This is a genomic window from Segatella oulorum F0390 (genome assembly GCF_000224615.1).
Classification (GTDB): domain Bacteria; phylum Bacteroidota; class Bacteroidia; order Bacteroidales; family Bacteroidaceae; genus Prevotella; species Prevotella oulorum.
In genome coordinates this window covers 551,488-571,597 of record NZ_JH114217.1, presented here as the reverse complement: position 1 = coordinate 571,597, position 20,110 = coordinate 551,488, and the positions used below count along the sequence as shown (strand labels likewise).

Sequence of the window (20,110 nt, the reverse complement as noted above, 5' to 3'; positions counted from 1 at the left end):
TGCTTCCGGGCGTTTTCAAAATAAAAAGCAATGTCACCCTCGCCGATTCACCTTGTGGCACATCAATATTATTCCGCCCTGACACAATTCTTTTCGAAAATATTTCGCCATTTCGCTAAAAACATTTAACTTTGCGGCCAACAAAATAAAACGTTAAGTGATGAGTAGTTTACACCATAAGGCAACCTTCGCAGCGCAAAAGAATTTTTCTTCTGCCTGTTTTTTATGCCTTTTTATTTGGTCAATCCAAATAATTGTGTAACACACACACACACACACACACACACACACACACACATTCTAACGTCCGCTCATTAATAAAGAACGCGCGCGCGTTAATATACAACATAATCACTGATAAACAAAGGGTGTGCAAGAAGTTTTTCATAAACTTTTTGCATGCCTTTTTTGCGTGCATAAATGAACGGATTTTGTATGCAAAACAAGGATTAAATAATTCACAACATAAAATGGTTTTAACAAAATGAAGAAACAAACAACAAAGCGGGTATATGTAAAACCCGAAAGCACGGTTATTCCGATGGAATATACGAACGGATTGTGCAAAGCTTCTGTGCAACCTAAATTGAAAGAAGAGGATTGGAAAAATCAAGAAGAGAAGGATGGAGATGAGTTTGAAATAGATGTTGAACCCTAAAATGGTGGAAGAATGAAAAGAAGTTTAATAACATTTGGTATATTATTTAGCCTGTGCTTGTCTATGGGTCTCTTCACGGCGTGTAGCACAGAAGAAGAGCAAGCACAGCCCCGGCAAAACTTAGTGAACCTTGCGGCGAAAGGAAAAATAATTCTTTCTATGCAAGACTTTAATACAGCGAGGGAAATTACTCGTGCTGTGCAAGCCCCCACAGACACACAAGTGGTGGATTTGGATAATGGTATGACGGCTGAGATTAGTGTGGAAAGGGGGCGAAAGAGGAAAACTGCTGCAACGCGTGCATCTGATATTCTTAACGGGCATTTTAATCTTTATGCCTTAAACCCCGCGACCAATCAGCGTGTGGGCAACCTCTTAAAAGGAACGGTTAAAACAACATATACTTGGATTTCTACGCCAACCCCAGGGTTTCCTTGGGGACATCAGGAGGCCATAATTACCTTTACACCCGATGGAGGTTTATCACTCATGCTGGCACCCGGCACCTATAAGTTTGTGTGCTATAATGATGCCGTTGAAGATGATGGCACAAATCTTACGATTAAGAATAGTGTTGACAATCCTCTTATAGGTTCAACAACAGCCACCATACCAGCAAATAGCATTGAATATAAGGTAGACATAGAAATGAAACACCCTGCAGTGCGATGTTTGGTTAGTTTGAAAAATCTGATAGGTTCTGGAGAACCTACAGCGGGCTTTGTCAATATGAAAGGCAGATTAAATGCCACAACAACAAAAGCCATTCAATATTCTGCTGATTTAACCTCAAAAACAGTTATTCCAGGGACCGACATATTAGATTTTCCTTTTGGGGCTAATAATACGATCGAAAATAATATTTATCTATATGTTTTACCAGGGGTTGGCACCGATATGAAATTAGAATTTTATAATGGTACATGCTATTATAATAGTGTGGGGACACTAAAAACATCGTTGGCTAAATTGGGGACAATGTCTGCTAACGATGATTATAAGTTGAATATTAAGATTAATCCTTCCTACAAATATTTGTTCAATGATGGCACAACAGGATATCTTAGAGATAAAGGCACGCGCACGCCTATAGGCATCGTAGTGAGGCGCAAAACAGCAGTAGAAAAAGGGCTCGCTGTCGCATTGAATCTTGCTTCTACATCGCAAGAACGAGCATTTACTTCTGGATACCTTTCTGGGGTGTACACTTATTATGTCAATAAACGGGTCATCTCTACCCTAACAGATGCTTTTACAGACATGGATGGTTATGCCTACACTTGGGACGCGAACACAAGTTCGAATAATGAAGTAAAGGCATTTAGTGACAAATACCCGGCTTTTAAACTTGCAGCGAACTATAATCCCGGCGTTCCAACCAGCGGCATCGGGCAATGGTTTCTTCCAAGCCTTGGACAAATAAAATTAATGATGACAACCATAGGGTTCTCACGCAAGTTGATGAGTAATCAAGATATGCAAGGATGGGCATATGAAGCATTGAATTATGGCTTTAGCAAAGCAGGCGCTTCAAACCCTCCTGTGAAGGATGGTTGGATGCAATCTGTCTGTTCAAGCACACGTCGAGGGAACTATTCTTTTTGGTACTATTGGGCTAATTCTTCAAATGGCTTCTATGATAGTAGTGTTTCTGCTTATGTCCTCCCCTTCGTAGAGTTTTAATTAAAATAAACGAGTGCAATCGCTCACCGTGTTCGACCTGCGTTTTGCAAAATGGTGAGAACGGTGGGCGGGAAGCACTGAAAACAACAAAAATGGTTGAGAACGGTGACCGTTCTCGGTCAAAAACGATAAAAACAAGCGAGAACGGTGGGCGAGTTGCCCTAAAATCATCAAAAACAGGCGAGAACGCTCACCGTTTTCATCGAAAAACAACGAAAACAATGGAGAACGCCCACCGTTCTCAACCCTACTATAAGAAAACAATGATAAATTTTTAACCCATAAAAACAAATAAAATGGAAATCAAAAAATTTTTTAAGCGTGATCTCCAGCACTTGGAGCACTATCAGTTCACCGACCACTTGCTCAGCATGGCCAAGGAGGCGAACGTGGAGAAATTAACCGCTGTGTTGAAACCGTTGGAGGATGCCTTCAAGGCCGAGGATGAGGCGGTGTTCCCGCAACGGGGAAACGCGATGAATGCGCAGCTGCGCGAGTTGGACGATCGACGCGACAAGGCCTACTATTCGCTGCAACACGCCGTGGACGCGGGCCTCTACAGCGAGGAGGCGGAAGAGTTGGAGGCGGCGAAACGCGTCAGCGAAATCATGAAACGCTATGCCGGTGTGGCCACGATGAACTATGACAAGGAGACGGGCGGACTGAAAAACTTGCTGGCCGATTTGGCCGAAACCGAGGCTGCAAAAGCCTTGAAGGTGCTGCATGCCGAGGGGGCCGTGAAGCGCATCGGCGACCACAACAAGGCGTTCGACGAGGCCTTCCGCGGACGGTTTTCCGGCGATAAAAAGCTGTATGACATGAAGGCCCTGCGCCGCGTCACCGACAAGGCCATCGACGCCGTGGTGCGCCGCATCGATTCGTTGGACGACCTCGAGCCGTCGGCAGCCATCACCGCGCTCATCAACCGTTACAACCAGTTAGTGGACAACCGCCACACGCTGCTCAAACAGCGCGAAACGTCGAATGCGAAGGCCAATGCGGCCAAGATCGAAGAGCAACGCAAGATGCTCACGCCGCTGTTCGATGACTTGGCAAAGATATTGGGCGTGGCCGCCGAAGACGTGCATTATTCGGGCGAGAGCCGCGGCTCGGGCACTTCAAAATGCTATCGCCTGACCATCGACAGCCGTTCGTCCAATGTTTGGGTGAAGGTGAGTAGGAAGAAGTTAGTGCAGGTGGCCGAATCGGAAGTACCGAAGGCGAAGAACGGCGGGAAGAAGAATGGCGGCTCTGATAACGGCAGAAACGGCAGCGGTTCCGGTAATGGTGGGTCTGGAAACGGCAGCCAAGGCAGCGGTTCAGGTAGTGGTGGTTCAGGCAACGGCTCGGGTAATGGCAGCGGCTCGGGTAATCCCGGTGGTAACAAACCTGGAAGTGGTGGCCAAGGCGGTGCCACAATCACACCAAAGAAATAGCTTGCTTTAAAACAGATGGGCATCATCTCGATGCCAGTTTGCATACACAACTTGTTTTAAAGAATGGGGGCGGGAGTGCGCGATGCATTTCCGCCCCCGATGTGTGTGGGGGAGGATATTAAAAAGCAATGTGGTGGAAAAAGTACAACCCCCAACGGGGTAGCCTCCTCCCTTACATCATTACCCAGGGTAGGCCGCGTTGCACTTGCCAACCCTGCGCTATCAAAAGTATAACCCCGATGGGGTAATGACACACCGCGTGGTTTGGTGGAGATTGGTAGGGGCGGATTGCATGTGGGTGGTTGATGTCGTTTGGGCAGATTGTGCGTAAATGGTTATTTTGTTTGTGTGGGATTGCGTGGAAAAATATGATGAAGTTGGGTAGGGGCCATGCCTGTGTGCCCGCCCGTGTCGCCCCACAAGGGCGCATCCATCGTTCACGCCCGCGTGGCATGATGCGTGATGCACAAAATCAAATTCCCGTATGGAAACGCCGTTGCGCGGACGTTCGGGCGGGCACACAGGCACCGCCCCTACGGTTTCGTTGGATGTTGTGCGTGGGCGGTTGATGCCGTTTGGGCAAATTGTGTGAAATGGTTATTTTGTTTGTGTGGGATTGCGCGCAGACGGTTGATGTCGTTTGGGAAGGAGATATGGCCGTCCACTATCTTTTCCTGTTTTGGCTCCCCATCCACGGGTAAACACGATTTTGCTGCTCCGCGCAACAGGCTAAACCATGCGCCGTTCGGTTTGGAAGATGGTATAGACGGCCGTGAAAAGCACCGCAAGAATGCTGACATAGACGCTCAACATCACTAATTCATTCCAAAAGATGGAATGCAAGAAGGATAAAATACGCGCCGGAAGATGCCAGGAAATGCGATACAGCGTCGTCCAGGTGACAGTTGAGAGCACATAAACCACAATGGCGATGCTGCACAGCATTGTCCACATCGTCGACAACCATCGTCCACGCGAGGGCGGAAGATGCTGCATTACCCGCGAAGAAAAGCCCTCGTCGGCTATTGTTTGAGGCACTCCTTCTGTGAGAAATTGCTTCAATAAGCGTTCGTTTTGTTCGTTATCCATCATATCCATTTTGTTTCAAATAAGCCGTTAATTTTTTCTTTCCACGCGACAAATGGCTCTTGATTGTTCCTTGCGCCATGCCTGTTATCACTGCTATCTGCTCAATGCTCTGCCCGTCCACCAGCTGCAAGGTGATGCAAAGGCGCTCATTCGCAGACAGCACCTGCATAGCCTGTTGCAAATCCAATCGCAATCCGGTGTGCAACGTTTCGCTGCGATGCTGTGCTGCGGCTGAAGTATCGACATCTTCGGTGATTTTCCGCCGCCGCACATCGTCGTAGAATGTGTTATAGGCAATGCGATAGAGCCAGGTCGAGAAACGTGAAAGTCCCCGAAAATGCGTGATGTTCACATAGGCTTTTACAAACGTTTCTTGCGCTAAATCGTCGCTCAGCGCCACATCGCCGCCCGTTTGCAGCAGAAAGAAGCGCCGAATGGATGACTGATATTTCACAACCAACTGGTCGAAAGCCCGTCGGTTGTGCAACACAGCCACCTGCGTCACGAGCGCAATGTCGTCAAAAGCCTTCACCTTATTTTATATTTGTGGGTCAAACGTATCGTCTGCTTTTTCCTCTTCAGCAGCCTTGGGGGTGGCATCGGCAGGCTTTTCGGCAACAGGCGGCTGCGGCACATCGCGTTCAGTCTCCAGCTGTTTCTGCACACCGCGCCTAATCACTAATTGCCCGATGCCCATAAATATCACCAACGCACCCACGCCAAAGAGCGCAGCGTTTCTTAAACACAAAGCTAAAACCATCAAACCTGCGCCCACAAAAATTTGGCGCACCCCCTTTTCCCATTGCTTTTGGTTGTAATAGACATTCCATTTCCCCGTCGTGGGCAGAGAAGATAGCGGATAGCCTTTCTCTATCGCCTTTTCGGCCAAAAGCACATTGTCGTTGTGTCGTTTGATGAAATAGCGAATCAGCATGATGATGACCACAAAAGGCATCACGAAAATTATGCATAAGAGAAAGACCGCAAATAGAGCATTGATGATTTGTCTGTCGCTAAACATACGAGAAAGGAAGTTTGAACCAAAATCGTCATCCAAATCATCTGTAACCACATGCTGCTTGCCTGCTTGTCCTGTTGCAGCCGCAAGCAATGAGTCGGCTTCATCTTTAGCCACGCCTGTCGTGTCAGAGTAGGCTTCTACACCCTTATCTTGCGCTGCTTTAGCCTGCTTACTCACCATCTCTTGCCGTGGCACTCTACGATGCTTATGCGGGAAAGCCATCGTCATCGAAGCACATCCAAAAGCCAACAAGGCTACGAATAAAATCTTTTTCATATCGTTTTATTTTTAAATTCTTTCCAATGGTTTGATGAAACCTACAGGCGTTTAGTTGCAAAGGAACGAAAAAATTTTTAATTTTGCACGCAACAGCAATCGTTTCAACATGCAACTTCCCGACGATTTTATCCACTCCACGCGCCAACTCATGGGCGATGCACTCTATGCCACATTAGAAGCTGGGCTCAACGCCAATCCCTTAGTGAGCATTCGCCTCAACCCTTTCAAACTCAAAGCCGGCACTTTTAACGTGCATGGCACTGAAAGTCCTGTGCCATGGTGCCCCAATGGATTCTATTTGGCCGAGCGACCCAACTTCACTTTCGATCCCATGTTGCATCAAGGGCTTTACTATGTGCAGGAGGCGGCATCGATGTTTATCGATTATGTGGCGCGCAACGTGGTCCAACAACCCGTGCGCATGCTTGACCTTTGTGCGGCACCCGGCGGAAAATCGACCTGCGCCTATAGTGCGTTGCCAGCGGGAAGCGTGCTCTTTAGCAACGAACCGATGCGTCAACGGGCACAGGTATTGAACGAGAATATCCTGAAATTTGGCGTGCCCCATTGCTTTGTCACCAACAACTATGCGCGCGATTACCAAAAGAGCCGCCTGCTGTTCGATGTCGTTTTGGCCGATGTGCCCTGCTCGGGCGAAGGCATGTTTCGCAAAGATGCGGGTACCATTGCCGATTGGAGCCTTGCAAAAGTGGCAGAATGTACGGCTTTACAGCGCGAAATCATCACAGACATCTGGCCCTGCCTCAAGCCCAACGGTCTGCTGATCTACTCCACTTGCACCTTCAATGCACACGAGAACGAGGAGAATGTGGCGTGGATTGCCGAACACTTGGGGGCAGACTTCGTCTCAGTTCCTGTGCCTGAAGCGTGGCACATCACGGGAAGTCTCATCGACAACCATCCTGTCTATCGTTTCATTCCTGGCAAAACCCAAGGTGAGGGTCTGTTCATGGCCATCTTGCGCAAGCGCAATACACCCGAAACAGAGGGTGTCTTTGCCGAAAGTTATGCGCAACAGCCCATTTCTTCTAAAGCCTTAGCTGCCCTCAACGTGCGCTCACATGGTCCATTGCCCGATGAAATCAAAGGTAAGACGGCACTGCCTCATCAGTCGAAAGCACTTTCAATACAATTCGACACTGCGGCATTTCCACAGATTTCGGTGTCCTATGCCCAAGCCATTGCTTATCTCCGAGGCGAAGCACTCACTCTTCCTACCGATACACCACGTGGCATCGTGACACTCCGCTACGCCAACAGCCCTTTGGGTTTCGTGAAAAACGTGGGCAACCGCGCCAACAATCTCTATCCACAAGCGTGGAAAATTAAAAGCACACACCTACCCGACACGCCGCCATGTATCATTCAACACAGGTAAATCTGATTGCTGCTGTGGCTAAAAACCGCGCCATCGGCTATCAAAATCAATTATTGTTTCATATCGAAGCCGACTTGAAACGCTTTAAAGCCCTCACCCTTCATCATCCCATTATCATGGGAAGGCACACATTCCTCTCGCTACCTCACGGACCACTTCCGCAGCGAAGAAACATTGTTTTAAGCCAAACAGTCCCTGCTTTTGACGGCTGTGAAGTGGCAACCTCATTAGAAGCTGCACTGCAACTATGTGCTCATGCCCCCGAAGTGTTCATCATTGGCGGCGCATCTGTTTATCAACAAGCCATGCCCTTTGCCGACAAACTCTATCTCACAGAGGTCGATGTCACCTCTAAACAAGCCGATGCTTTCTTTCCACCCTTCACCGATTGGGTGCTCACCAATCACGAACATTTCCCTAAAACATCCACGTTACCTACCTTTTCCTTCAACATTTATGAAAAATAAGAGCGTTATTCCATTTGATATTTTATAATTTACCACTTTAAACCACACATCTTCCCTGACACCCATCATAAAACAGCCATTCAAAAGGCTGTGCATGTGCACATTTACCCTTCTGAATGGCCGTTTAGGTTGAACCACATTCCACACCCTTTTTACTACGACAAAGGGGGAACAGGATGCAAAACATTAAATTTTATTCTGCATTTTCCCCATCAAGGTCTTCGACATCATCGTCGACTTCGATTTTATCGATAGGCAACTGTCGGTCGAAAGCCACATTAAATGAGATGATGGTTTCACTGCGTTGCAATCCTAAGGGTTGCAATTTGTCGTGGATAAGCTGCATCAAATGCTGGTTGTTATGCGCATAAAGCTTAATGAAAAGGTCCATACCTCCTGTTGTTGCGTGACATTCCACTACTTCCGGCACTTGTTTCAAGGCCTCTACAACCGTATCATGCCGCTCGGGTTCACGCAAATAAAGTGCCACATAAGCACACGTCTCATAGCCGATTTTCACGGGATCGACAACAAACTGCGAACCTTTCAACACGCCTAAAGCCGTTAGTTTTTGCACACGTTGATGAATAGCTGCACCACTCACATTGCAAGCACGTGCCACTTCGAGAAATGGCGTACGCGCATCCTCTGAAATAAGTTTGAGAATTTTCTTATCTAATTCGTCTAAATAATGATGTGACATAGAACCTGTTAATTTTTATGCAAATGTAATCATTTTCTTTGATTATTGCAAAGAATGCAATATTTTTGTATCAAATTATCACCATTTTTCATTCTTTCTCTGCACTTTCTGTTGCCGAATAGCTCACTTTCAATGCTTTTGCCTGACGCAAAGCCTGCTTAACGGCTTGGACTACCGACATCCTTGTATTCCGATCGGCCTTGATAGAAACAACCATCCGCTGCTGGTCTTCGGGCAACATACGTGCCCTATCGGCCGAAATATAATCCACAATATCTGCTGGCGACACATATTTGTCGTTCATCTGAATGCACGACCCGTCAAAAACCAATGCAGAAGGTGGCGTCTTTCCCGGCATAGGCTTCCCGATATGAATATAGGTCACGGCCGATTTCTTCACCAAACGCGACAATTCCCGGCCTTGTGGCACCCGATAAGTCACTTTAAGGGTCTCCGTGCGCATGTGTGTAACAATCATAAAGAAAAACAAAACCGAAAAGATTAAGTCAGGAAGTGAGGCCGTGTTAAGGCCTGGAACTTCGTGCCTCGATGGGCGAAACCTACTCATAGCCGTTCCTCCTTCGCTGTTGTTGGATAGGTTTCGCTCACGCGTTGCGGGCAAAGTTCACGAATCTTATCCCGTTGTGGCGGTGTCAATAAGGCATAATGCTGATGAAACAAATGCAAGGCTTCCTTGTCACGCCAATGTTTATAAGCCTCAGCTAAGGCATCTTGCAACTGAAAATAAGCGTCATAGGTGGCCGATGCGGGCACTTCTATGGTAATAAGGTGTGCTGCACCACGCGACGAGATAAATTGATAGATACGTTGTTGCAACAGCCTTTGCCCCACAATCTTTCCATCCAACAGCACCTTATTTTCGGGTGTTAACACCACTTGCAGCAGCCTTTTGCGCTGAATGGGCGTCTCATCTTGCTCTTTTACCACGGCCAAAGGCGGTAATTGTCGCGACAATCCTTTGTCAATATCCATTGACGATGCCACCAAAAAGAATATCAACAACATAAATGAGATGTCGGCTGTTGACGTGGTGTTGAGCCCCGGAACTTGATGTTTTCTGCGCCTGAACATTAGTTTCTCTTCGCCTTTCGATAATATTTTGTTGCCCCATAAATGACACATCCCACAGCGACAAGCAACAGGATTGCTGCAGAATACACAAACATATCGGCTACCTTGAGCCACCACCAATCATGAAAGGCCACACCATTGATGCGCATAGCTTGCGAAGAACCCGCCACAAACGACAAGGCTACAATTACAAGTGTACCATAAACGACGCACCGTTCAAGCCTACGCACAGGCACATTGTTCTCCAATCCATTGGCTTTACCTCGGTGAAGGTGCAAACTACGTCCTATGGTTACAATGGAAAGCACAACCGACAAGACCACCAACAAGCCCATCAACAGTAATAAAAGATTGGTGAAGAGCGGTGCATTAAAATCGGCATTCTCTTCAAATGGTTGATGAAACCCCACCAAATAGAAGAGCGCAAACACGACGACAGCAATGCCAATAAGCCCATAGAGCACACGCTGTGTGAGCCATTCTGTGGGCTTTTTACGCAACGTTTGAAAGTTAAAGCGACCCATGTTTGACTTTATATTTCACCAAACTATCTAATAACGAAATAGCACTCTCCTCCATCTGTGCGGTGAGATGCTCAATCTTCGAGAGGATATAATTGTAGAAAATCTGCAAAATCAAGGCCACAATAATACCAAAGATTGTCGTGATGAGCGCCACTTTCATCCCCGATGCCACGATGGTTGGACTAATGTCGCCTGCCATTTGTATTTGATCGAAAGCCATGACCATACCAATCACCGTGCCCAAGAACCCCAAAGATGGTGCCATTGCAATGAAAAGCGTAATCCACGAACAGCCTTTTTCAAGATTAGCGGCTTGCACAGAGCCATAAGAAACGATGGAACGTTCAATGTTGTCGATGGATTCCTCCACACGTTCCAATCCCTGATAGCAAATGGATGCTACCGGGCCACGCGTCTCTCGGCATAACGTTTTTGCCCCTTCCACGTCGTCTTCTGCAATCATTTCATCCAAACGCACCATGAATTTCTTGGCATTAATCTCAGAAAGACTCAGATAAAGGATACGCTCAATGCAGAAAGCCAAACCGATAATCAAAGCCAAAGCCACCAAAGACATGAAGCCGGCATTACCTTCAATGAACTTTGTTTTCAACGACTGATGAAAACTTTCGCCATCGTTCGTGTCAGCCACTAACGCATTTTCCTTCGCGGTAGCGGTATCAAACTGTGCCGAAAGTGAGTCGTCGGCAGCATCAACACTGTCTTTTTGCGCGGCACTCACTCGATGAGTAACCGGCTTTGCAACAGACTTCGTGGGCTTTTGTTGTGCCCACCCTGTGACCACGCCAACCAATATCAACAACCATAAAAGGGCCATTCGCGCCCTAAAGAATCTTTTTATCATGATTTTTCTTTTAATTTCTGAAACAAACGCTGCACATTTTCCTCTGTCACAGCCGCCACTTCTTCAGGCGAAACATCATAGCTTGTAGCCAACTGCAACAACACTTCCCGCACAAAAGCACTTTCGTTACGCTCACCACGATGCGGAACAGGTGCCATATAAGGGCTGTCGGTCTCTAAGACAAGGCGATTAAGCGGAACAGCAGCGGGCAAATCTTCCCGCAGATGACTGCTCTTAAAGGTCAATACGCCCCCAATGCCCAACAGGAAACCATCGAACTGCAACAGTTGTTGCGCCTCTTTTTGATTGCCCGTGAAGCAATGAAAGATGCCACCCACCAAGTCCTTCTCATACTTTTTCAAGATAGGTACCATTTCATTTTGCGCCTTCCGACAATGAATCACCAAAGGCAACTGCCATTCTGCGGCCCACTCCACTTGTGTCTCAAAGGCCAACAGCTGCTCTTTTTCATAGGTCCTGTCCCAATAAAAATCAAGTCCTATCTCGCCAACGGCAATAAAACGGGCATCATGAAAGCGTGCTTTCAACAACGAGAGCTGCTCCTTCCAATCACTTTTCACCGCTTCAGGATGCAAGCCTATCATCGGAAAAGCATAACCTTTATAGGTGTTGCACAAGGCAATGATGCCATCGATGGAAGACAAGTCAACCGCTGGAATGAGCACACGTGCCACACCTGCAGCTTTTGCACGGCTGATTACATCGGGCAAATCGTTGCGAAATTCCTCGCCATCTAAATGGGTATGTGTGTCTGTAAAGTGCATTTTTGTATTTACTCCCTACATCTTAATAAGCGCGATTCATCATTTGCAAAGCATATTGGCGCAGCTCTTGCTTGCGTTGTTCGTCGACATTGACTGCATCTAAATATTGCTTGCTCCGCTGAAAATATTCGTTTATCTTGGCTTGTGCCAACCGATCGACACCTATTTCATTATAGAGCTGTGTCACAGCCGCCACCTTTTCTGCCGGATGTGCATCGGGATGGTGCACCCATTGCTGCAACTGCGCCCGCTGTTGTGCATTGGCTCGGCTAAACGCATTAATCAACATATACGTTTTTTTATTGCTCATGATGTCACCACCAATGATCTTTCCAAACACCTTGGGGTCGCCATAGACATCTAAATAATCGTCTTGCAACTGAAAAGCCAAACCAATTTGCTCGCCAAATTTATACAGGTTTTCCTGGTCTTCCGTGGGAGCTTCGCCCAAGATGGCACCTATTTTCAGCGCACAAGCCAAAAGAACGCTCGTTTTGAGCCTGATCATCTCGATGTATTCTGCCTCGGTTACATCATCGCGTTGCTCAAAATCCATGTCATATTGCTGCCCTTCGCCAATCTCTAACGCCGTTTCTGTAAACACTTTCAGCACCGATGCCAAATGCTTTGCAGGGCATTGTGCAATACGTTCATAAGCCAACACCAACATCGAATCGCCGCTTAAGATAGCCGCATTGGCATTCCATTTGCAATGAACCGTAGGCTTTCCACGCCGCATTTCGGCATGATCCATCAAATCATCGTGCAACAAGGTGTAGTTATGATAGGTTTCTATGCCACAAGCGGGCATCAAAACTTGCTCGTAATCCTCGCCATACAGCCCATAACCCAACAACATCAACACGGGTCTGATGCGTTTTCCGCCCATGGATAGCACATATTTCACGGGTGCATAAAGCTCGGAAGGTTTGCGCTCATAGGGCAAATGGTCAATGAATTGATTTACCTTCGTTAAAAGTTCTGCTGCATTCATCTTATAACTTAAAGTTTATGGGTATCGCAAAAAGCGTGCGACACGGTTTATTTTTCTCTAATCCCGGTTTCCATTTCGGCATCAAACGCACCACACGCAATGCCTCTTGGTCAAGCAAAGGGTCGACACTATGCTCCACCTTCGCTCCCGAAATGCTACCATCTTTATTGATAATAAACGACACCACCACCTTACCTTCGATGTGTTGTCGCTGCGCCATCAAGGGATAACGCAGATTGCTTGTAATCCATTTCATAAAGGCAACCATGCCCCCGGGATATTCAGGAAGCTGCTCAACGATGCGGAAATGCAATGGGTTGTCGTCTTCATTCACAGCCACAGGCGATTGTGCGGCGGTGTTCTCTCCCCCATCCTGTTCGTTGATGCGAGTGGCTTGTCCGCCAATGCCCTGCGTCATATCGCCACTGTTTGGACTAATTTGTTGTGCTATGGTGGTAGCATGATCTACCGCTTTCACCCTTTCGGTCACCGCATGGACTGCCGATGCAGGAGCAGCAGCAATCATATCGTGCGTATCCATCGCAGGCATCATCTCCACGTCCTGGCTCATGTCGTCGGTAATCGTAGCATCTTCGCCATCAGAAGTAGAAGAGGTGGTCCACTCCAACCCCACATAAAGCAAGGAAAGTGCCAACACCAGCCCCAACAAAAACCCTGTTAATCGGCGATGTTCCAAATCTGCTTGATATGATTTTTTTATCTCCACCTGCGTTATTCCCGTTCTCTTTCTACCCCCATTCGAGATAGGTTCTGTCATCCTCTCGTTGCGGCATGTCACCAAACACTATGCTTTTAGTGTGTAAAGGCTACCGTTTTGTGTCGCAATCTCTACCACTTTACGCTGCAATAGCCATGCTTTTTTGTGACCTTGCTACACACCTGTTGCAACAAGCCTGCTACACCTTGCGTGCAAGCACCATTTCAAAGGTTTGCCAAAACAACGCTATGCACGATTTTCCGGCCTACACCCTCGCAGCCTTTTGCACCATGAGGAATGACATTACCGCGCAAAAGTAATGTTTATATTTGGAAAAATCAGTATCTTTGCCGAATAATTAGGAATTTTAAATGAAAGTCATTGTCATCCTGTTCATGCTCTTTGGCATGGTCGGTGCAACCTTTGCGCAAACCCATCAGACGGCCTATCGTTTCTTGGCGCTGCCTGTTTCTGCGCATGCTGCAGCGCTCGGAGGTGACAACATCAGTTTGATAGAGAGCGATGAGACATTGATTTTTAATAATCCTGCCCTGCTTTCGTGCGTAGGAACCAACACGTTGAACTTCAATTTTATGAACTATGCACAAGGAAGCAACATGCTCAGTGCCGCCTTTAACAGGGTTGTGGAAGAGCGGATGTCATGGGCTATCTCGGCACAATACATGCATTACGGCGAAATGCAACGCGTCAATGCGCAGCATGTGGCGCAAGGTACGTTTCAAGCCAACGACATCAGTTTAGCGGGTTACCTGTCTTACATGCTCACCGACAAGCTCGCCGGCGGCATAACAGCCAAGTTGATTACGTCCTATATCGGTGACTACCATTCCATTGCTGTGGGGGTGGACTTAGGTTTAAACTATTTTGACGATGCACACAACTTGTCTTTATCGGCTGTGGTAAAGAATTTAGGAGGCCAACTCAAAGCCTATGATGAAACGAAAGAGCCTATGCCCTTCGACCTTCAAGTGGGACTCACCAAACGATTTGGCACCTCTCCCTTTCGCATCTCGGCCACACTCATCGACCTCACCCACTGGAATGAGCGATTACTAAACCATGCTGTGGCAGGATTGGACGTCATTTTATCAAAGAATGTGTGGGTGGGTGCGGGCTATAGCTTTCGTCGTGCCCACGAGATGCACCTGCAATCGGCCAGCGATGACAGCAGCAGCTTTGGCGCAGGACTAAGCTTTGGCGCGGGTTTATACCTCGACCCATTCAGCATCAACCTGTCGTATGGCAAATATCACGTGAGCAATCACGCCATTCATATAAATGTATCTTATTGTTTATGAAGAAAATTATTATTGCGATTGATGGTTTTTCATCGTGCGGAAAGAGCACCATGGCCAAAACGTTAGCCCGCAAATTGGGCTATATCTATGTTGACACGGGTGCGATGTATCGTGCGGTCACGCTCTATGCCATGCGCCATCAGCTCATCAACGAGACGGGAACGGTGGACGAAGCCGCATTGGCAAAACACATGAAAGCCATTCACATCAGCTTCAAAATAAATGAAACCACGGGGCGCCCCGACACCTATTTAAATAATGAATGCGTGGAGAACGACATTCGAACCTTGGCCGTCAGCCAGCAAGTGAGCCACATTGCGTCCATCGATTTCGTGCGCGAAGCATTGGTAAAACAGCAGCAGGCCATGGGCAAAATGAAAGGTATTGTGATGGATGGTCGCGACATCGGCACCACAGTTTTCCCACAAGCCGAACTGAAAATCTTCGTCAAAGCGTCGGCAGAGGTGCGTGCTCAACGCCGCTTTGATGAACTGAAAGCCAAAGGAATGCCCGCTGATTTCAATGCCATTTTAAAGAATGTGGAAGAGCGCGACTATATGGATAGCCACCGCGAAGTGAGCCCTTTGCGGCAAGCAGACGATGCATTGGTGCTCGACAACAGCCACATGAGCATTGAAGCACAGGACAAATGGCTGTTGGAGCAGGTAGAAAAGGTTGTTGGAACGATGGATTACACACCCGCATAAACAGCGTATGCACATGAAACGACGATCCATTTTCTGCACCATCGCGCTACTTCTTTGTGCGCTAACGGCCTTGGCCGGCATCAATCGCACAGAGAAAATAGCCTATCCGGGTGGGAAATGCTATTTGTTTCGGGTGACCTTGAAAGATAAGAGTACGCCTGCAAACCTCAGAAACAACCCTGCTTTGTTCCTATCGAAGCGCGCCCTTGAACGCCGAAAACAACAACATTTGCCCATCGACTCCACCGATTGGCCCATCAATGCGAAATATCTGGCTGCGGTACGTGCCCTGAAATCGGTGCAAGTGGTGGGAAAAAGCAAATGGAACAACACGCTCTTGGTGAAATGTAACGACGTGGGAAAAGCCTACAACCTGTTGCAGTTTCCGTTTGTAAAAAGTATTCTTCAGGTGTTTTCCTCACCCGATTCCATCAACGCCAGCGAACGCATAAACTTCAGAAAAGAATTCAATCGTTGGGACACGCTGTCTTCTACCGAGCCCTATGGCTTAGGGAAAGCGCAGATTGCAGCACTCAACGGCACACTATTACACAAGGTGGGCTATCGTGGAAAAGGTAAGCTGATTGCCGTGTTGGATGCGGGATTTATGAATGTTGACCGCATTCCCTGCCTGCAACAAATCAAGATTGCCGCTCAACACGATTGCGTCTTCCCGCCATCGAAAAACATTTTTGCCGAGAGCGACCACGGCACAATGGTGCTTTCAACCATGGCTATGGATGCCAATGGCATCTTCATTGGCACCGCACCCGAAGCCTCTTACGCCCTTATTCGCTGTGAAGACAGGCAGTCGGAGAGCCTTGCCGAGGAAGATTTTTGGGCCGAAGCGGTGGAATATGCCGACTCGATTGGCGCAGACATCATCAACTCATCGTTGGGCTATCACGACTTCGATGACGCCTCAACCAATCACAAATACAGCGACATGGACGGCGAAAAGACCCTCATTTCGCATACGGCTTCGATGATTGCAAACAAAGGAATGATACTCGTAAGCAGTGCTGGAAACGACGGAATGGGCACGTGGAAAAAGATTAATTTCCCTGCCGATGCCAAGCATATCCTCACCGTTGGTGCCATCATGCCATCGGGTGTGAATGCCGCTTTCAGTGCGATTGGCCCCACGGAAGATGGGCGCGTGAAGCCCGACGTGATGGCTTATGGCAGTCCAACGACGGTGGTTTCGGGGCGCGGAACCATTATTGACGAGATGGGAACGTCGTTCTCTTCGCCTTTAGTTGCGGGGCTGATGGCTTGTCTGTGGCAAGCCTTTCCCCAAAAAACGGCACGGGAATTAATCGATTTAGTGATTGCCAACAGCAGCAACTTTGCACAGCCCAACAACATTTATGGCTATGGCATTCCCAATTTTTGGAACGCTTATAACAACGCAAAACCATGAAGACCGTCACCCTTTTTGAACTCAACAACCTCGTCAGAGAAGTGATTTCGTCCACGCTTTCGGAAGAATATTGGGTGGAAGCCGAGCTTTCTGAGGTGCACGAAGTGCGCGGCCATTGCTACATGGAGCTGATACAAAAAGAGCTGTTTAGCAACACACCCGTGGCCAAGGCGTCGGCAAAATGCTGGAAGAACAAATGGACCTTGCTGCGCGAGAAGTTTGAAAAGGTGACGCGCGAGGGGCTCAAACCGGGCATGAAAGTGTTGCTCAAGGTCTATGCCGACTTCCACGAAGCCTATGGTTTTGCGTGGATTGTGACCGACATCAACCCCGAATTTACGATGGGTGACATGGCTCGTAAACGGCAAGAGATTATCGACACGCTCAAAAGGGAGGGCGTTTTCGAACTGCAAAAAGAGCTTGTCTTGCCCCTGTTTGCACAACGCATCGCGGTCATCTCGAGCGAAAATGCAGCGGGCTATGGCGACTTCTGCCACCAGCTGGCTGACAATCCGCAGCAACTGAAGTTCTATACGCGCCTGTTTCCGGCGGTGATGCAAGGCGAAGGCGTGGAAGAAAGCGTCATCGGCGCACTCAACAGCATCAACGAAAACATCGAAAAGTTCGACGCAATGGTTATCATTCGTGGGGGCGGAGCAACGAGCGATTTGAGCGGTTTCGACACCCTTCGTCTGGCCGAGAATGTGGCCAACTTCCCCATTCCCATCATCACTGGCATCGGACACGACAGAGATGAGTCGATTGTTGACATGGTGGCCCACACGAAAGTGAAGACGCCCACGGCCGCAGCAGCCTTGCTCATTGACCACCTGAACCACGTTTTAGAACGTCTTTTAGACGCGCAAGCCGAACTGATTGCCGCCGTGCGCCACCGAAGTGAGTTGGAACAAGCACGTCTGGTGCGCATGAGCGAGAAAATTCCGATGCTCTTTTCGTTGGTGAAAACGCGCCAAGAACAGCGCATTGAGCGCCATCTTACCAACATCACAGCGTCACTCAACGACAAACTTTCACGCGAGCATCATCGGCTATCGCTCATCGAAAACCAGCTTAGCCCCACCCTTTTGCAGCAGATGACGAAAGAGAACTATCGGCTGCAACTGCTGCAACAGCGGCTCGAAGCACTCAATCCGCAACGCCTGTTGCAACGCGGTTACAGCATAACGCTCTGCAAGGGCAAAGTGGTGAAGGACTCCCGGCAACTGAAAGCCGGCGATGAGATTGAAACAAAATTAGCGAACGGAAAAATAACATCCATCATACAATAGAACAATGGTTAGGAAAGATTTGAAATACGAAGAGGCAATGGCCACTTTAGAGCAGATTGTTGCGCGCATGGAGAACAACGAGCTCGACCTCGACACCATGAGCGAAGAACTGAAAAAAGCGAAACAGCTCATTAAACTGTGCAAAGACAAGCTCACGAAGACCGACCAGGAAATTCGGAAGATTATCAACGAATAGCGGGCGCAACGCGGCCGGGAGAGGTGGAGACGCGCCGGCATGCGCATGCACCGTCGCAAAGAAAGGCCCCGAAACACACACTTCTTGGGGTGCTCGCCCCCCGAAAACATCAAGAAATTTTATTTCTCGTTGGTCGTGACCTCGAGAACAACGGGAATTTTATTTCTCGTTGAAACTGCCCTCGAAAACAACGAAAACATCTTTACACGCGTAGCTCCCTTCTATGAAATGCAGCAAAAGTAGCTTGTGAAGAATGGGAGAAATGCGCGTGAGCACAAGGTTTCGACACGGCGAACAGTCCTCCGTCCATCGCTTCAGGAGGTGGGTGCGCCGCCGAAATAATACGTGAAATAGTTGCAAAAGAGAGGCTTTATTCGTAATTTTGTGCGAAAATTAAATGTAAAATCATTAAAATATAAGACAATGGAAGAGTTGGATTGGTCTAAATTAGGGTTTGGCTATCGGCCAACGAGCTACAATGTGCGGTGCTATTATCGCGACGGAAAATGGGGAGAGATTGAGGTTTGCTCCGACGAATATATTAAATTGCACATGGCGGCAACGGCACTTCACTACGGACAGGAGGCTTTCGAGGGTTTGAAAGCCTATCGTTGTCCCGACGGAAAGGTGCGCCTTTTCCGCGTTGAGGAGAATGCTGCGCGCCTGCAACGGACGGCAGATGCCACGCTGATGCCGCAGGTGCCCACCGAACGATTTGTGGAAATGGCACGCAAGGTAGTGCGCCTCAACCAACAGCACATCCCGACGTATGAGAGCGGTGCTACGCTCTATCTGCGTCCTCTGCTTATCGGTGTCAGCCCGCAGGTGGGCGTTCATCCCGCTAAGGATTATCTGTTTCTCATCTTCGTCACGCCTGTTGGCCCCTATTTCAAAGGTGGTTTCTCGGCCAACCCCTATGTCATCATCCGCGACTACGACCGTGCAGCACCCTTAGGCATGGGCACGTTCAAGGTGGGTGGCAACTATGCAGCCAGCATGCGCGCCAATGCCATCGCCCATAGTAAGGGCTATGCCAGCGAGTTTTATTTGGATTCGAAAGAAAAGAAATATGTGGATGAGTGCGGTGCGGCCAACTTCTTTGGCATCAAGAACAACACCTATATCACACCAAAGAGCACCTCTATCTTGCCATCCATCACCAACAAGAGCTTGATGCAAATTGCAGAGGATTTAGGTATGAAGGTGGAACATCGTCCAGTGCCCGAAGAAGAGTTGGAAAGTTTTGAGGAAGCTGGGGCTTGTGGCACGGCAGCTGTGATTTCGCCCATCTCGCATTTAGACGATTTAGACACCGGCAAGGTGTATGCTTTCGGCGACAAACCCGGTCCATGGTCAACCAAGCTCTATGAAACCTTGCGCGGCATTCAATACGGGACGGTGGAAGACCGTCACGGCTGGACATCGGTTGTGATTGAATAACGCGCCGATGAAGGATATAGAAC

General features: G+C 48.2%; 22 protein-coding genes. 11 read left to right on the top strand and 11 right to left on the bottom strand.

Annotated features, from left to right (window positions below):
- Nucleotides 1–484: 484 nt before the first annotated feature.
- The 3 genes from HMPREF9431_RS13055 (at nucleotide 485) to HMPREF9431_RS11555 (ending at nucleotide 3,777) form a co-directional block, all read left to right on the top strand.
- Entirely contained in the window at nucleotides 485–658 is a 174-nt protein-coding gene (locus tag HMPREF9431_RS13055; RefSeq protein WP_004381504.1) for a hypothetical protein, read from the top strand.
- Between the two features lie 12 nt (nucleotides 659–670).
- Nucleotides 671–2,341 carry a hypothetical protein gene (locus HMPREF9431_RS11560; RefSeq protein ID WP_004381503.1) on the top strand — a complete coding sequence of 557 codons (1,671 nt, stop codon included), beginning with the start codon at nucleotides 671–673 and terminating at the stop codon, nucleotides 2,339–2,341.
- 296 nt (nucleotides 2,342–2,637) lie between these two features.
- The gene (locus HMPREF9431_RS11555) at nucleotides 2,638–3,777 is read left to right on the top strand and encodes a DUF6261 family protein (protein ID WP_004381502.1); all 1,140 of its coding nucleotides are present in this window, start codon (nucleotides 2,638–2,640) and stop codon (nucleotides 3,775–3,777) included.
- 729 nt (nucleotides 3,778–4,506) lie between these two features.
- Here HMPREF9431_RS11555 and HMPREF9431_RS12005 read toward each other — a convergent pair.
- The 3 genes from HMPREF9431_RS12005 to HMPREF9431_RS12000 are packed head-to-tail and all read right to left on the bottom strand — an operon-like array spanning nucleotide 4,507 to nucleotide 6,163.
- Nucleotides 4,507–4,869, bottom strand: a complete 363-nt coding sequence (locus tag HMPREF9431_RS12005; RefSeq protein ID WP_004381501.1) for a DUF5056 domain-containing protein — start codon at nucleotides 4,867–4,869, stop codon at nucleotides 4,507–4,509.
- Nucleotides 4,859–5,398: an RNA polymerase sigma factor gene (locus HMPREF9431_RS11545; RefSeq protein ID WP_004381500.1), complete on the bottom strand. Its 540-nt coding sequence runs from the start codon at nucleotides 5,396–5,398 to the stop codon at nucleotides 4,859–4,861. The genes HMPREF9431_RS12005 and HMPREF9431_RS11545 overlap by 11 nt, the downstream gene beginning before the upstream one ends.
- Nucleotides 5,399–5,404: 6 nt before the next feature.
- A complete protein-coding gene (locus tag HMPREF9431_RS12000; RefSeq protein ID WP_004381499.1) occupies nucleotides 5,405–6,163 on the bottom strand; it encodes a DUF6249 domain-containing protein in 759 nt (252 codons plus the stop codon).
- 109 nt (nucleotides 6,164–6,272) lie between these two features.
- Here HMPREF9431_RS12000 and HMPREF9431_RS11535 point away from each other — a divergent pair, with 109 nt between their 5' ends.
- Nucleotides 6,273–7,565, top strand: a complete 1,293-nt coding sequence (locus HMPREF9431_RS11535; RefSeq protein WP_004381498.1) for a methyltransferase RsmF C-terminal domain-like protein — start codon at nucleotides 6,273–6,275, stop codon at nucleotides 7,563–7,565.
- On the top strand, nucleotides 7,544–8,032 hold the full coding sequence (locus tag HMPREF9431_RS11530) for a dihydrofolate reductase (protein ID WP_004381497.1): 489 nt from the start codon (nucleotides 7,544–7,546) through the stop codon (nucleotides 8,030–8,032). Before HMPREF9431_RS11535 ends, HMPREF9431_RS11530 begins: the two co-directional genes overlap by 22 nt.
- Before the next feature lie 193 nt (nucleotides 8,033–8,225).
- Here HMPREF9431_RS11530 and HMPREF9431_RS11525 read toward each other — a convergent pair whose 3' ends face one another.
- The 8 genes from HMPREF9431_RS11525 to HMPREF9431_RS11490 all read right to left on the bottom strand — a co-directional run bounded on the left by HMPREF9431_RS11525 (nucleotide 8,226) and on the right by HMPREF9431_RS11490 (nucleotide 13,722).
- Entirely contained in the window at nucleotides 8,226–8,735 is a 510-nt protein-coding gene (locus tag HMPREF9431_RS11525; protein WP_004381495.1) for an Lrp/AsnC family transcriptional regulator, read from the bottom strand.
- A gap of 88 nt (nucleotides 8,736–8,823) precedes the next feature.
- Nucleotides 8,824–9,303 (bottom strand): ExbD/TolR family protein, encoded by a 480-nt coding sequence (locus HMPREF9431_RS11520; protein WP_004381494.1) that lies wholly within the window; start codon nucleotides 9,301–9,303, stop codon nucleotides 8,824–8,826.
- Nucleotides 9,300–9,827, bottom strand: a complete 528-nt coding sequence (locus tag HMPREF9431_RS11515; RefSeq protein ID WP_004381493.1) for an ExbD/TolR family protein — start codon at nucleotides 9,825–9,827, stop codon at nucleotides 9,300–9,302. The genes HMPREF9431_RS11520 and HMPREF9431_RS11515 overlap by 4 nt, the downstream gene beginning before the upstream one ends.
- Nucleotides 9,827–10,351, bottom strand: coding sequence for a hypothetical protein (locus HMPREF9431_RS11510; protein WP_004381492.1), 525 nt, complete (start codon nucleotides 10,349–10,351; stop codon nucleotides 9,827–9,829). The genes HMPREF9431_RS11515 and HMPREF9431_RS11510 overlap by 1 nt, the downstream gene beginning before the upstream one ends.
- Nucleotides 10,338–11,216, bottom strand: a complete 879-nt coding sequence (locus tag HMPREF9431_RS11505) for a MotA/TolQ/ExbB proton channel family protein (RefSeq protein ID WP_004381491.1) — start codon at nucleotides 11,214–11,216, stop codon at nucleotides 10,338–10,340. The genes HMPREF9431_RS11510 and HMPREF9431_RS11505 overlap by 14 nt, the downstream gene beginning before the upstream one ends.
- On the bottom strand, nucleotides 11,213–12,001 hold the full coding sequence (locus tag HMPREF9431_RS11500) for a TatD family hydrolase (RefSeq protein WP_004381490.1): 789 nt from the start codon (nucleotides 11,999–12,001) through the stop codon (nucleotides 11,213–11,215). The genes HMPREF9431_RS11505 and HMPREF9431_RS11500 overlap by 4 nt, the downstream gene beginning before the upstream one ends.
- A gap of 22 nt (nucleotides 12,002–12,023) precedes the next feature.
- The gene (locus HMPREF9431_RS11495; RefSeq protein WP_004381489.1) at nucleotides 12,024–12,995 is read right to left on the bottom strand and encodes a polyprenyl synthetase family protein; all 972 of its coding nucleotides are present in this window, start codon (nucleotides 12,993–12,995) and stop codon (nucleotides 12,024–12,026) included.
- Nucleotide 12,996: 1 nt separating this feature from the next.
- The gene (locus HMPREF9431_RS11490; protein ID WP_040561705.1) at nucleotides 12,997–13,722 is read right to left on the bottom strand and encodes an energy transducer TonB; all 726 of its coding nucleotides are present in this window, start codon (nucleotides 13,720–13,722) and stop codon (nucleotides 12,997–12,999) included.
- A 362-nt stretch (nucleotides 13,723–14,084) separates the two neighbouring features.
- Between HMPREF9431_RS11490 and porQ the strand changes: the two genes are divergently transcribed.
- The 6 genes from porQ to HMPREF9431_RS11455 all read left to right on the top strand — a co-directional run bounded on the left by porQ (nucleotide 14,085) and on the right by HMPREF9431_RS11455 (nucleotide 20,087).
- A complete protein-coding gene (gene porQ / locus HMPREF9431_RS11485; protein ID WP_004381487.1) occupies nucleotides 14,085–15,032 on the top strand; it encodes a type IX secretion system protein PorQ in 948 nt (315 codons plus the stop codon).
- Nucleotides 15,029–15,739 carry a (d)CMP kinase gene (gene cmk, locus HMPREF9431_RS11480; protein ID WP_004381486.1) on the top strand — a complete coding sequence of 237 codons (711 nt, stop codon included), beginning with the start codon at nucleotides 15,029–15,031 and terminating at the stop codon, nucleotides 15,737–15,739. Before porQ ends, cmk begins: the two co-directional genes overlap by 4 nt.
- Before the next feature lie 13 nt (nucleotides 15,740–15,752).
- The gene (locus HMPREF9431_RS11475) at nucleotides 15,753–17,162 is read left to right on the top strand and encodes a S8 family serine peptidase (RefSeq protein ID WP_004381485.1); all 1,410 of its coding nucleotides are present in this window, start codon (nucleotides 15,753–15,755) and stop codon (nucleotides 17,160–17,162) included.
- Nucleotides 17,159–18,451, top strand: coding sequence for an exodeoxyribonuclease VII large subunit (gene xseA, locus HMPREF9431_RS11470; RefSeq protein WP_004381484.1), 1,293 nt, complete (start codon nucleotides 17,159–17,161; stop codon nucleotides 18,449–18,451). Before HMPREF9431_RS11475 ends, xseA begins: the two co-directional genes overlap by 4 nt.
- Nucleotides 18,452–18,455: 4 nt before the next feature.
- Nucleotides 18,456–18,647 (top strand): exodeoxyribonuclease VII small subunit, encoded by a 192-nt coding sequence (xseB, locus tag HMPREF9431_RS11465; RefSeq protein WP_004381483.1) that lies wholly within the window; start codon nucleotides 18,456–18,458, stop codon nucleotides 18,645–18,647.
- Between the two features lie 423 nt (nucleotides 18,648–19,070).
- Complete coding sequence (locus tag HMPREF9431_RS11455) at nucleotides 19,071–20,087, top strand: branched-chain amino acid aminotransferase (protein WP_004381482.1); 1,017 nt, start codon at nucleotides 19,071–19,073, stop codon at nucleotides 20,085–20,087.
- Nucleotides 20,088–20,110: the final 23 nt, after the last annotated feature.